Here is a 12,631-nt window from a genome sequence, read left to right as displayed (position 1 = left end):
CATGACATGGTTATCCGCGAAATTGAAAAAGTCCGCATCCATCGTCCTTGCAACGACGCTAATCGCCGGTTTGGCCGCAGGATGCTCGGACAGCGATAATGGCAAAGGCGGCAGCGCCACTCCGTCGCCCGAGACTTCTCCATCCGCTTCCCCTTCGCCAAGCAGTCCTGGCAGCAGCGGGGACAAAATCACGATCCGCTTCGCCTACAACTGGACGGGAGCGGACCCGAAAGCGTCGTATTTCGAGGGCAAGCTGAAGGAATACGAAGCGAAGCACCCGGAAATCTCCTTCAAATTCGAAGCGACGCCGGGCGAGGAGCATCGCACGAAAATCAAAGTGGACACGACGGCCGGCAATTTGCCCGATATTTTCACCTACTGGCTCGGACCTGTTAACCTCAAGCCGCTCGTCGACGCGAACGAAATTCTCGACATGGACGAATATTTGAGCAAGAGCGACACGGTGAAAAAGGAGCAATACACCGATATCGCCTGGTCGTTCTTCGATATTGGCGGCAAGAAGTACGGTCTTCCGCTCGAAGCGTTCAAAGGCTTCTTCATGGCCAACCGCGAGCTGTTCCAAAAGTACAATCTGGAATATCCGAAAACGTACGACGAATTGACCCAAGTTGCCAAGGTGTTCAACGACAACGGCATCGTGCCGTTCAGCATGGGCAGCAAAAACGGCCAGCCTTCGCACTTGTTTTTCAGCTATTTGGCCTACCAATTCCAAAACGGCTTCGACGACGCGCAGAAAATTCCGCAAACGTACCAATACGATACGGACGCGGTCCGCAAAGCGGCGCAAGCGGTCGCGCAGATGAAGGCGGACGGCATTTTCCCGAGCGATACGGTCGCCAATGGAGATTGGGGGCCGCAATTGTCGCTCTATAACGAGGAAAAAGCGGCGATGGTTTATGAATTTCCGTGGATGATCGGCAATGTGAAGCAAGAGATTGTCGATAAGACCGATCTAATCGACTTCCCTGCGCTCGAAGGTTCCGTCGTCGACCCGTCGTCTTACACGATTGGCGCCGTTGCGATGGGGCTGCTCATCAACCGCAAATCGTTCGAGGACCCGGCGAAGCAGCAAGCGCTCGTGGATTTCGCCGACTTCATCAACTCCGACGAGGTGTTGGGAGAAGTGGCGAAGGGCGGTTTGTTCCCGGCGAAGCAGATGGAGCTTGATCCGTCTACGCTTTCTCCTCTATACGCCAAAGCGATGGAATTCACGAAAAACCAAAACGTATGGCCGCATCACGAGAGCTACGTTCCCGACAGCAACGCCTACTCCGTCATCCTGAGCTCTCTGGACGAACTGTTCGCAGGCTTCGTGTCGCCTGAAGATTATGTGTCCAAGACGCAGAAAGCGCTAGATAAGGCGAAGTGACGGATATCGCGGAACAAGGAGGAGGGGGCGCGTTCCCCTCCTTTTGTTTACGCAGCTGTGCAAGGGAGGAAGAGAAGACTATGCGGCGAAAACACGATGCGGTTTTTTACGGCGGATTCGTCTTGCCCGCGGTGATCGTCTACACGCTGTTCATGATCTATCCTGTCGCGATGTCGGCGGGGTACAGCTTGACGGAGTGGAACGGGGTAACCGCCAAGACGTTCGTAGGGTTGGGCAACTTTCAAGAATTGATCGCGGACGGCGATTATTGGCAGGTCGTTCGCAATACGGGGCAATTAATCGCGTATTCTCTCATTTTTCAAGTAGGAGCGGGACTCGCAATCGCCTATTTGCTGGCGAAGGTTATGCGCGGGTTCCGATTTTTCCGGTCGGTGATCTTCATTCCGGTTATTATTTCGCCGGTTGCCATCGGATTGATGTTTTCGCTGTTTTACAATTCGGATACCGGGCCTTTGAACCATTTGCTCGATTCGCTCAGCTTGTCCTCTTGGAAAAGACAGTGGCTGTCCGATCCGCATACGGTGCTGAAGGCAGTCATGGCTCCGCAAATCTGGCAGTATATCGGCCTGTACGTCGTCATTTTTCTGGCGGCGATCCAGCAAGTGCCCGAGGAACTCGTCGAGAGCGCGCGGATGGACGGAGCGGGCCCGTTCCGCACGTTCTTCAACGTCGTTATGCCGCAAATCTGGGACGTATTCCAGGTGTGCGTCATCCTGGCGGTGACGGGCTCGCTCAAATCGTTTGACCATGCCTGGGTCATTACGTCGGGAGGACCGGGCAACGCGTCGTCGTTCATCGCCCTGCAAATGTTCAAAACCGCGTTCATCAGCAATCAAATCGGGTACGGCAGCGCGATGACGATTACGATTTTGGCCTATGCGGCCCTGTTTACGATGCTGTTTAAAAGAATTTGCGCCAGACTGTATAATTGAAAGGGGAATGGAGGATGACTTACGCTATGCGGCGGGCCGCCGGGTTGTCGCGGGGTCTCGTGCTCGCGGTTTTCGCTTTGTCGACGCTGTTCCCGTTTTATTGGGTGCTCGTCAGTTCGCTCAAAGACAAGCATCAAATTTACGCCAATCCGTTCGGTCTTCCGGCGAATTGGCATTGGGGCAACTATGCCGATATTTGGCAAACGGCGCATTTGTCGCGCTATTTTTGGAACAGTCTGTTCATCTCCGCCTGCGCGGTGGCGATCATGCTCCTGATCGGAGCGATGGCCGCTTACGTGCTCGCTCGGAGAGAGAAGAGCGGCTGGCTGTACGCGTACTTCACGCTCGGAATCATGATTCCGGTACACGCTATTCTGATTCCGTCCTTCGTGCTGCTCAAGCAGCTTCATCTTCTGAATTCGCATTTCGGTTTGATTCTGATATACGTGGTAAGCAATCTGTCGCTGTGCGTGTTCATCCTGCACGGCTTTCTGAAGGGCATTCCACGCGAGCTGGAGGAGGCGGCGGCCATCGACGGCTACGGTCGGGTGCGCACGTTCGTCTCCATCGTGCTTCCGCTCGCGAAGCCGGGGCTGGCGACGGTCGGGACGCTCGGCTTTTTGAATTGCTGGAACGAATATTTATTTGCTTACGTGCTGATCGGCAGCGAACCTTCGAAGACGCTGACGCAAGGCGTTATGGCGCTAACCGGGCAGTATTCGACCGACTACGCGCTCGTATGCGCCGGACTTGTCGTTTCGATGCTGCCGCTCTGGCTCGTGTATATGCTGTTTCAAGAACAGATCGTCAAAGGCATGACGGCGGGCGCGGTCAAAGGCTGATCGGTTCGACTTCGGGGAGGGCAAGCGCGATGGGCAAATTCAAACAACCGAGATGGCGGTCTCCGTCCATCCAGACGAAGCTGTTCGGCGCGTTGTTCGTCATTGCGCTGCTGCCCGCCCTCGTCATCAACTGGTATTATTACGAACGCACAAACGTATCGCTGGAGCAGAAAATCAGATCCTATAACGAAGAGCTGCTCAAACAGCTTAGCGATAAAGTCGGTTTCGTATCCGAGCAGGTGAAGACGACAGAAACCCAGCTGATCGCCTATTCCGTCACTTCGCGGGCGTTTGTGGACTACTCGGAAAAGACGGGCGCGGAAAAGCTCGACACGCTCAAGAAGACGGAAGAGCTGCTCGCCAACTTCAAACGATCGTATCCCTATATTACGGAGATTTACATGGTCGGCTCCGACGGTACGATCTATTCGACCGATCCTTACTTGAATCGCGATAAGCTAACGGCGATGTCTTGGGTCGAGGAAGCGCTCCGTACGCCGACAGGCAGGGCGTTGGGCGAGCTGCTGCTCTCCCATACGCCAAGTTATACGCTGCTGCAGGAACGAGAGGTGCTGTCGTTCGTTCGTCCGGTCGGCGCTTACGGCACTCGCAGAGATCTCGCCCTGATCCAGATCGACGTCGATGCGGCAAAGTTTGGCTCGCTATTGCAGCTGATGCCGACGGATCAAACCGAGAGCGTCTTTCTCATGGACAAACAAGGCCGCATCATTCAAGAGCGCACGTCGGCGGAACTGTCGGATACGGCAGCGGCGGACATCCGCAAACGAGTAGCGGGTAATGCCGGAATCGCCACGACGACGGCGAAGTCGGACGGCCAGACGCTCATGCTTAGTGTAAGGCCGCTGGAAGGTCGCGAGTGGATCATGGCGGTTGCTTCCCCATTGTCCCGGTACAGTCTGGATTTCCGGCATTTGCGCAATATACTGCTTATTGTCGCCGCTCTTGCCCTCGTCGTCTCCGTGTTGTTCGCCATTCTGCTGTCCCACGGCATCCTTCGTCAATTCCACACCCTCATTCGCTCGATGAGAAAAGCCGGCGAGGGGCAACTGAACGTCAAGGTGCCGGTGTCGAACAGTCCGGACATCGGCATGGTCGCCGTCACGTTTAATACGATGGTCGAAAAAATCGATCAGTTGCTCAAAGATTCGGTGAAGAAGGAGGAGGAGAAGACAGCGGCCGAGCTGAAGGCGCTGCAGGCGCAAATCCAGCCTCATTTTCTCTACAACACGCTTAATTCAATCAAGTGGATGGCGATATCCGAAGGGGCGGACAAGATCGCCGACGCGGTCGTCGCGCTCGTAAAGGTGCTTCGTTTCACGTACCGAACGAACGAAATTTTTCTTCCGATCAAAGACGAGTTGGAGTTTATTCGGGATTATGTAAAGGTGCAGCGCATGCGGTTCGGAGAAAAGATCGAAGTGGAATACGAATGGGATAAACGGATCGAACGTTACTACACGCTCAAGTTCATCATACAGCCGATCGTCGAAAATGCGATGATCCATGGTTTGGCGAACAAATCATACAATGGCCTCATTATCGTGCGTGGCGTGTTGGACGAAGCGAACCGACAAATCCGGTTCGAGATCGAAGACAACGGCGTCGGCTTCGCGCCTAAGCGGAAGGATCAAATGTCGGGCGTCGGAATGTCGAACGTCAATGACCGGATTCGGATGCATTTCGGCGAACAGTACGGGTTGACTGTGGAGAAACCGCTGCGTCTCCATACGCGTATCGTCATTACGATTCCGATTTTGACCGAAGGCAAGGTGGTCTAGATGTACGATATTTTGATCGTCGAAGACGAAATGCTCGTCACCGTAGGCATTGTCAATAGCATCGATTGGCGGGAAGCCGGGTTTAACGCCCCGCATACGGCAGCCAATGGCAAGCAGGCCTGGGAGCTGATGGGCAAAATCAAGTTCGACGTGATCATGACCGATATCAAAATGCCGGAAATGGACGGTCTCGATCTTGTCAGAACGATGCGCGACGATAACTATTCCGCGGAAGTGATCATTCTGAGCAGCTACACTGATTTCGAGTACGTGAGCGAAGCGCTGGAGCTGCAGACGTGCAGCTATTTGCACAAGCCGGCAATGATGCCGGCCGACATCGTGCAAGCGGTCAAGAAAGCGGCGGCTCGGCGGGAGGAGTTCAAGCGGCAAGCGCAGACGGCGCATCGGATCGAACGGCTGTACCTCAACAGCGCGAGAAAGCTGAAGGAACGAATGCTGCTCGATTTGCTTGCCGGCAACGAAGCCAGAGACGAGCAATGGAAGGAAGTGCAGCTTCAATGCGATCCGGCGGCGAGCATCGTTGCGGTTGTCCGCTTTCGCAACGGCGATCAAGTGCTGCAGAGCGCCTTTAAGGGAGATGCGACGCTGTTCGCGTACGCCGCGACGAATGTGATCGACGAAGTACTTCGCGCCGAATCCGGGTACGAGTCCGTCTGCAAAGCGCCGGACCTTGCCGTCGTTTTGTTATCCGGCCCTTCGGAAGGCGGTGAAGAGAAGAGGAACGAACGGTTCACGACGCTGTCGCGCGTGCTGCGAACCTACTTTCAGCTTGACGTCGAGATGGCGCTGCAGACCGAGCCGATCGCTCTGCGCAGGCTGTCGCACGCGGCCGGCGCGCTGCTCAAGGTGCTGGACGAGCGCGAACAGAGGGTGCCTGCGGATCGTCTGATCGTTGTCGACGGAGAGGCGGAGCCGCGATGGACATACCGCTCAGAGGAATGGCTCGACAGCGGCTGGTTCAGCGATTCGTTCCCCGGCGTGGCCAAAGTAGAACAAATTTATCGCGAGCTTGAACGCAAAAACGCCACGTATCGCCAGACGCTGGAGCTGAGCGGCATGCTGCTCGGTATGCTGCTGCAGCGGGCGGCGTCTTACCCGGGCGTTTTGCGCGAGCTGTACCGCGTCGAGCCGGAAATGTACTCCAGGCTGCAAGAGCTGGGCACGGCGACGGAGCTGAAACGATACGCGATCAGGCTATGGGAGACGGCGGAAACGCTCATACGCGGCTCGCACCCGCAGGAAATCGAGAAGGCGCTGCAATATGTCGAACGTAACCTGCACGATCAGAAGCTTGGTCTCGAATCGGCGGCCGCGTTCGTCAACGTGAGCCGCGCTCATTTCAGCAGGCTGTTTAAGGAGCATACCGGCGAGACATTCCATCAGTATGTCACCAAGTCGCGCATTCGAAGAGCGGAGCATCTCGCCCGCACGACCGATCTGAAAATGTACGAAATCGCCGAGAAAGTCGGCTATCCAAGCTCCAAATATTTCAGCAAGCTGTACAAGAAACTGATCGGAAAGCAGCTGTCCCAAATTCGTTCGCCAAAAAAACTCTAACCCCGCAATCCAGGTTAGAGTTTTATATTTTAGCGATGAAGCAGCTTAAGCGAAATGACTTTCTGCGTATCGGGGTCCAGATCAAGCTTCAGCCAGCCTCCGGTAACTTCCAGAGACAGAACGTTCGTCTTTACGTCTCCGGGGATCCCGAGCGCTTCCGCGGCTTGCGAGCCCTTCATGCCGTAATCGAGACTGTCGATTCCCGTATCGGCCATGCCGGAGTTGATCTCGATATAAACCACCTTATCCCGTTCGTTCAGCCCGACAGACATGCCGTCGTATTCCCATATTTCGATCGTCTCGTCGTCTCCTGGAAGCGGGTAGGTCTCCACGGGCAGCCCGTAGCGATGGACGACCTCTTTGTCCGTATTGCCAAGCTTGAGATGGGCGAGCGAAGGAGATTTCGTCAGAAAAGTAGGCTTAATAACGTCCTCTTCCGGTTCCTCCTGCGATGAAGGCGGATGAGCGGTTGCGGCTTCGACGGCTGACGACGATTGCTCCGGCGAGTGGCTTGGGGCTGTCGCAGGCGGCGTTACGTCGGGATCTGGTTGGTCCACGACCGTTGGCGCTTGGCTGACAGCGGGAGAATGGGAAGCCGTAGGCGGAGCTTTCACATCCGTAGGCTTCGTCGGCGAAGGCGAAGCGGATGCCGTAGACAAAGCTGTATGCGAATGGGAATCATTAGAAGGAGACGAAGTGCATGAGACCAAGCTGGCGGACAGAAGCAGAGCGCTCCATAGTCGCATGTAAACGGGCAGATTGATCGTCATGTTGTATCCCTCCTTGAAGTTCCCTACATCTATATAAGACATGACATAAGCTGGAAAAGTTTCGAGCGTTTGAAATTATTTTTTAAATTCATTCTAATGTCGCATAAAGTCAAAGATTGTTAGGTCTTTAGTCTTGCATTTCATATGACATCTTGGTCAGTCCATCTTCCAGAAAAAATGTGAAATCCGTTATTGCACAGGGCAAAAGGATATGGTACGTTAAACGGAAACGACAACGGGTGGTGGAGAAGACGATGGAGATTCTCAAGGAAAGAATTTTGAAAGAGGCTAGCGTCATAAATGCAGGGGTGTTGAAGTTGGATTCTCTGCTCAACCATAGCGTCGATCCGCAATTGACGATGGAGATGGGCAAGGAATTCGCTTTGAGATTCGCCGGGGAGCCGATTACGAAGGTGATTACGGTGGAATCCTCGGGCATTCCCGTCGCGTTCGCTACCGCGCTGCAGCTTGGCGTTCCGCTAGTGTTTGCACGCAGGAAGAAGACGCTGATCGGCGAATCCGATGCTTATTGCGAGCGGGTTCCTTCTTTTACTAAAGGTATCGTTACGGATCTGATCGTATCCCGTCACCTGCTGAGCGAGAACGACACCGTACTGTTCATCGACGACATTATCGCCAATGGCGATGCGGCGCGCGGATTGATCAAAATCATTGAGCAATCCGGAGCTAAGCTGAACGGGATCGGCATCGTCATCGAGAAATCGTTTCAGGCGGGCGGCAAGGCGCTACGGGAGCTTGGATATCGCGTGGAGACGCTTGTGAAGATCCAATCCCTGGAAAACAACACGATTACATTCGAAGATTAGCAAATCGGGCGGCTTCCGACCTTCCGATCTTGGCGGCAATAACGTATAATAGGATTATTCTGCAGATGGGGAGGCGAACAGCAATGGAAAACTCGAATCCAGTCAATTTGCCGGTCGACTTCTTCCTGAACAAGCTGGAAGAGGCTAAAATTCATTTCGAGCGCGCGCTCGATTGCAAGCATACGGAGTTTGACGATCTGTATCCTTATATGATTGAACATCCGCAATTTTTCTGGTACAAACGGTATGTCGCCTGGTCGGAGTTGCTCACGATCGTGAAGCTTTGCGAGGAACTGGAGCTTCCATGGACGGATAACTTTGCATCCCACCAGGCAGAATACGTGCAGGGAAGAGTTATGTCCAGCAAAGTGCTCGACTGCTGGTACGAAACGAACGATTCGAAGGAACACGTCGGGTAACAAGAGCCGGCGACGACACCGGAAAACCCGCTCGACTTTTGTCTTGCGGGTTTTCCTGCGTCAGCGGACGAAGGAGGATGAAGCATTATGTTGAATGACGAACAGTTGGACAAGCTGCGGGTGGACGGAACGAAGATTCGGGTCGTGCGCGACGCGCTTGCAGAAAACGACATAAGAGGGATCGTCGTCGCTTGGGACGATGAATATGTATTGATTCGCCGGCCTAATCGCAGGGTCATCAAGGTGAAACGGTCATATCCGATCCAACTTGCCAGCGAAGAACGCAATTGGTCTCTCGAATGAGCGAGGATGTCAATATTAACTGAAAATTAGAACATTGGCGTGTCTGCTTGACTTCGCTCGGAAATTTGTGCTATTTTAATATACGTGATTTCGATAAGGAACTCCCACCGCCTCAAGCACTAACGGTGCAGATGACCAAGCGCGAAGCTCACAACAATATGCGGTCATGGCGGAATTGGCAGACGCGCTGGCTTCAGGTGCCAGTGGTAGCAATACCGTGGAGGTTCGAGTCCTCTTGACCGCACCACCTTAATTATAACAAGCTCTTGAATTTGTCCTCGGGACAGTTCAAGAGCTTTTTGCATACTCGGGATTTTGCAAAGGGTTGCTCATGACCTGTGCAGATGAAACTTTTGAAAGATGTCATAAGGTGGACGGAACTCATTTTCTATGAAGTGGAGGGTGAGCCCAAACGGTATGCTGATTTGAAGCAAAATATTGAGGGTATCACCTGAAAAATGCCAACCCAGACGGTCCGCCAACTGGAAAGGGACGGACTCACATAGGATCAGCTGGTTCAGCGAAACGTGAGCATCGAGCGGTAATGATTGGAGAGGAGGATATTCATGCCATGGATCCGGAAGCGTTGTTGCAATGCAACTATCCAGAAAAGGATGAGGGATTTGACAAGGTGAAGAGGCGGTGACATAATGTTTATATTGAATAAATTATTCAATCAAAAAACGGGGGTATTGCAGGAAGATTTAGCGCTCCTAAATTTTAAGGAAATGAAGGGATTCATTTGAAGGATGAGTTTCTACCGCTGTTCGAACCTTTTGATCTGCCGAGTGGAGTTCAGCTAAAAAACAGAATTGTGATGGCGCCAATGACCCATACGGCGTCCCATTTGGACGGCTCTGTTTCAGAAGTCGAAATCAAATATTATGTACGACGTGCAAGAGGGATCGCTATGCTTATAACGGGTTCGGCATCGGTTATGGCAAACGGAGGCTTTCCGGGATCAGCAGCGGCCGACCGAGACGAGTTGATTCCGAGTTTGCGAAATCTCGCTTCTGCGATTCAGAGCGTAGGCACAAAAGCTGTATTGCAAATCGCTCATGGCGGCCGCAAATGTCCGCAGTTTATAGATGATATTGTGGGTCCGAGCTCCGTCCCAGAACCTAAAGAAGGTGCTATTGTCCCGCGTGAGTTGACCGCCGAAGAAATCCCTGACATTATCCGTGCTTTCGGCGAGGCGACAAGACGAGCGATTGAAGCGGGGTTTGACGGAGTGGAAATCCACGGTGCCAACGGATTTCTCATTGAACAGTTCTATTCGCCCCATGCTAATAGGCGTAATGACCAATGGGGAGGATCAAGGAACGAACGAATGAGATTCCCTTTAGCAGTGGTAGATGAGGTTAGACGTATCGTCCAACTGCATGCCAAAAAAACATTTATCGTTGGTTATCGGATAACACCTGAAGAAGCCGGGACGCCGGGCATTACGATGGATGACACGTTGGCGCTCGTCCAAGCTCTTGCGTTGAAGAAAATGGATTACCTCCATGTTGCGCAAAATGACATTTGGTCGGGTCCTCAGTGCGCTAATGGCGACACTCGACCGTGCCTTGAAATCATTAAAGAAACCGCCGGCAATCTTCCAATTATCGGGGTCGGGTCGATTCGTACAGCTGAAAATGCCGCTCAGGCATTACAAACGGGGGTCCCTCTGATTGCTCTAGGGAGAGAACTTATTATGGACCCTGAATGGTTGAAGAAAATAGCGCAAGGGCGCGAAGACGACATCAAAACAAAGCTAGCTATGACTGATCAACTCCATTTGGAGATACCCGATTCGTTGTGGGGAATTATTATGCGTGTCCCCGGATGGTTCCCGGTCGAAACGGAAGCATGAGTTAACGATGAGCAATTTTCATACCAAGGAGGAAATTTCAATGCGAGGAAAAGGTATTACGTATGAGACAGGATTTATTAATGAGTCGGGCACCATTACCCGTGAGAGCTTTAATGCCACAATCGTCGAGCGCGAGATGCGCATTATTCGGGAAGACCTGCACTGCAATGCGGTCCGTGTCACTGGCGGCGATGCGGATCGTTTGGAGATGGCAGCCAGATTAGCAGCCATTGCCGGATTGGAAGTGTGGTTTTGCCCTTTCACATGCGGTCTGACCATTGACGAGCAATTCGATTTTATCGTCGATTGTGCAGAGCGTGCCGAGCGGATACGTCAACTGGGAGCGGAGGTCGTATTTCTCACCGGATCTGAGATTAGCATTTTTACTGTCGGGTTTCTGCCCGGTGAAACACTTCAAGAAAGACTATCCTTGTTTGCTGCTCCAGAGAGGCTTCGCGAGGTATTGACTACAATACCCTTGCAGATTAATGAGTTTTTAAGCAAAGTCGTTGCGCTTGTCCGGGAAAAATTCGGTGGGAAGCTCAGCTATGCCTCGCTTCCTTTTGAAGGGGTGGATTGGTCGCCCTTTGACATCATCTCGACCGATGGAGGATACAGGTCGGCTGAGGTTGCCGACCAAATTATCGCTGGCACGCGAGCTTTGCTGGCCGGAGGAAAACCTGTAGCGATAACTGAATTCGGGTGCACCACCTACCGCGGTGCGGCTGACCTGGGGGGACGCGGCGACAAGATCATTGTATGGGACGATGCAGGCAGACCGCTCAGACTCAACGGCAACTATATCCGTGACGAGGCTGAACAAGCCGCATACATTCATGAACTGCTGGACATTTACAACAGGGAAGGGGTCGACTATACGTTTGTATGTTCTTTCGCTTATTATCATCTACCACACCGCAGTGACCCGCAAGAAGACTTGGATATGGCCAGCTTCGGGATTGTGAAGGTATTTGAAGACCGTATGGGTTATACGTATTCCGATCTGCCTTGGGAACCCAAGATGGCATTTGCCACCCTCGCTGACTACTATCGCGGTTGATCGCATCTTGCTTGAGATTGACAAAGTAAGGTGGCGGTATAATAATGGTTTTATAGTTGAATAAACTATTTAATCATTAATGGAGTGATAACAATTCCACGAACGGAAGAAGAAAATAAACGTGTAAGAGAGGCACAGCGTATAAGCATCCTGGAAGCGGCGAAAAACATCTTTGCCCGCAAAGGCTGGTCAACTACAATCACAGATATTGCCTCTGCTGCTAGCGTAAGTCCAGGCTTGATTTATCATTACTTCGTGAACAAAGAAGCTATTTTTTGTGAACTGTTAGGTCAAACTATCCAATCTGATTTGGATATATTCCAGCAGCTCATGCAATCCGGGGATACGGCTGCGCAGCGTCTGGAAATGCTGATCTCCAGCATGCTTAAATTCAGGCAGGATCAAATTAAACAATTCGGAATTACTGTACAGGCTGCGAAGGAAACCTCGTCGTCCGGCAACGAACTTGAAATCATGCGGAGGATTTTCAAAAATCTAAAAAACAATGATTCAAAAGCCAAGGATTTGCAGGAACTGATGATGAAACGAGTTCAGACCGTGCATGAGATTGTATTGCAATTGATTGTTGAGGGCCAAAAAAACGGAGAGTTTGCTTCAGATCCGCCTCCCAAATTGGCCTTGATGATCTTCCAATCTATCCAAGGCTTAACTACGCTTGCACTCGACAAGCCAGAAGAATATGAGCAACATTATCCTTATACAGACATAATCATGCGGATGCTGTATTCGTAGAAACTTTTAGGATTTTTATAGAAAGAGGGGAGGATTTTAGTACTAATTATACTCGCCGTGTTAGTCTCTTCTGTTTGCT

General features: G+C 52.2%; 12 protein-coding genes and 1 tRNA gene. 12 read left to right on the top strand and 1 reads right to left on the bottom strand.

The window, feature by feature from the left end:
• Nucleotide 1 precedes the first annotated feature (1 nt).
• The 5 genes from DFP98_RS02615 (at nt 2) to DFP98_RS02595 (ending at nt 6,562) form a co-directional block, all read left to right on the top strand.
• Complete coding sequence (locus DFP98_RS02615; RefSeq protein ID WP_181917447.1) at nt 2-1,390, top strand: ABC transporter substrate-binding protein; 1,389 nt, start codon at nt 2-4, stop codon at nt 1,388-1,390.
• An 80-nt stretch (nt 1,391-1,470) separates the two neighbouring features.
• Complete coding sequence (locus DFP98_RS02610; RefSeq protein ID WP_116059007.1) at nt 1,471-2,343, top strand: carbohydrate ABC transporter permease; 873 nt, start codon at nt 1,471-1,473, stop codon at nt 2,341-2,343.
• 14 nt (nt 2,344-2,357) lie between these two features.
• Entirely contained in the window at nt 2,358-3,185 is an 828-nt protein-coding gene (locus DFP98_RS02605; protein ID WP_220377045.1) for a carbohydrate ABC transporter permease, read from the top strand.
• A gap of 29 nt (nt 3,186-3,214) precedes the next feature.
• Nucleotides 3,215-4,984: a cache domain-containing sensor histidine kinase gene (locus DFP98_RS02600; protein ID WP_181917446.1), complete on the top strand. Its 1,770-nt coding sequence runs from the start codon at nt 3,215-3,217 to the stop codon at nt 4,982-4,984.
• Entirely contained in the window at nt 4,985-6,562 is a 1,578-nt protein-coding gene (locus DFP98_RS02595; RefSeq protein WP_116059005.1) for a response regulator, read from the top strand.
• Nucleotides 6,563-6,591: 29 nt separating this feature from the next.
• On the opposite strand, the gene DFP98_RS02590 is transcribed toward DFP98_RS02595, so the two are convergent.
• Nucleotides 6,592-7,332, bottom strand: a complete 741-nt coding sequence (locus tag DFP98_RS02590) for a hypothetical protein (protein ID WP_116059004.1) — start codon at nt 7,330-7,332, stop codon at nt 6,592-6,594.
• A 254-nt stretch (nt 7,333-7,586) separates the two neighbouring features.
• Between DFP98_RS02590 and DFP98_RS02585 the strand changes: the two genes are divergently transcribed.
• From DFP98_RS02585 to DFP98_RS02555, 7 genes are all read left to right on the top strand, one after another.
• Complete coding sequence (locus tag DFP98_RS02585) at nt 7,587-8,159, top strand: xanthine phosphoribosyltransferase (RefSeq protein ID WP_116059003.1); 573 nt, start codon at nt 7,587-7,589, stop codon at nt 8,157-8,159.
• An 83-nt stretch (nt 8,160-8,242) separates the two neighbouring features.
• Nucleotides 8,243-8,578 carry a hypothetical protein gene (locus tag DFP98_RS02580; RefSeq protein WP_116059002.1) on the top strand — a complete coding sequence of 112 codons (336 nt, stop codon included), beginning with the start codon at nt 8,243-8,245 and terminating at the stop codon, nt 8,576-8,578.
• Nucleotides 8,579-8,665: 87 nt separating this feature from the next.
• The gene (locus DFP98_RS02575; protein WP_116059001.1) at nt 8,666-8,881 is read left to right on the top strand and encodes a hypothetical protein; all 216 of its coding nucleotides are present in this window, start codon (nt 8,666-8,668) and stop codon (nt 8,879-8,881) included.
• 160 nt (nt 8,882-9,041) lie between these two features.
• Nucleotides 9,042-9,128 (top strand) — tRNA-Leu (locus DFP98_RS02570).
• A 495-nt stretch (nt 9,129-9,623) separates the two neighbouring features.
• Nucleotides 9,624-10,739: an NADH-dependent flavin oxidoreductase gene (locus DFP98_RS02565; protein WP_116059000.1), complete on the top strand. Its 1,116-nt coding sequence runs from the start codon at nt 9,624-9,626 to the stop codon at nt 10,737-10,739.
• 40 nt (nt 10,740-10,779) lie between these two features.
• On the top strand, nt 10,780-11,799 hold the full coding sequence (locus DFP98_RS02560; RefSeq protein WP_116058999.1) for a glycoside hydrolase family 113 protein: 1,020 nt from the start codon (nt 10,780-10,782) through the stop codon (nt 11,797-11,799).
• 84 nt (nt 11,800-11,883) lie between these two features.
• Nucleotides 11,884-12,552, top strand: coding sequence for a TetR/AcrR family transcriptional regulator (locus DFP98_RS02555; RefSeq protein ID WP_181917445.1), 669 nt, complete (start codon nt 11,884-11,886; stop codon nt 12,550-12,552).
• Nucleotides 12,553-12,631: the final 79 nt, after the last annotated feature.

The organism is Cohnella phaseoli (assembly GCF_003386235.1).
Classification (GTDB): domain Bacteria; phylum Bacillota; class Bacilli; order Paenibacillales; family Paenibacillaceae; genus Cohnella; species Cohnella phaseoli.
This window is presented reverse-complemented; position numbering and strand designations above follow the sequence as displayed.

Coding starts and splice junctions, on each gene's coding strand:
- DFP98_RS02615 (WP_181917447.1), top strand. CDS start 2: ATGACATGGTTATCCGCGAAATTGAAAAAGTCCGCATCCATCGTCCTT.
- DFP98_RS02610 (WP_116059007.1), top strand. CDS start 1,471: ATGCGGCGAAAACACGATGCGGTTTTTTACGGCGGATTCGTCTTGCCC.
- DFP98_RS02605 (WP_220377045.1), top strand. CDS start 2,358: ATGACTTACGCTATGCGGCGGGCCGCCGGGTTGTCGCGGGGTCTCGTG.
- DFP98_RS02600 (WP_181917446.1), top strand. CDS start 3,215: ATGGGCAAATTCAAACAACCGAGATGGCGGTCTCCGTCCATCCAGACG.
- DFP98_RS02595 (WP_116059005.1), top strand. CDS start 4,985: ATGTACGATATTTTGATCGTCGAAGACGAAATGCTCGTCACCGTAGGC.
- DFP98_RS02590 (WP_116059004.1), bottom strand. CDS start 7,332: ATGACGATCAATCTGCCCGTTTACATGCGACTATGGAGCGCTCTGCTT.
- DFP98_RS02585 (WP_116059003.1), top strand. CDS start 7,587: ATGGAGATTCTCAAGGAAAGAATTTTGAAAGAGGCTAGCGTCATAAAT.
- DFP98_RS02580 (WP_116059002.1), top strand. CDS start 8,243: ATGGAAAACTCGAATCCAGTCAATTTGCCGGTCGACTTCTTCCTGAAC.
- DFP98_RS02575 (WP_116059001.1), top strand. CDS start 8,666: ATGTTGAATGACGAACAGTTGGACAAGCTGCGGGTGGACGGAACGAAG.
- DFP98_RS02560 (WP_116058999.1), top strand. CDS start 10,780: ATGCGAGGAAAAGGTATTACGTATGAGACAGGATTTATTAATGAGTCG.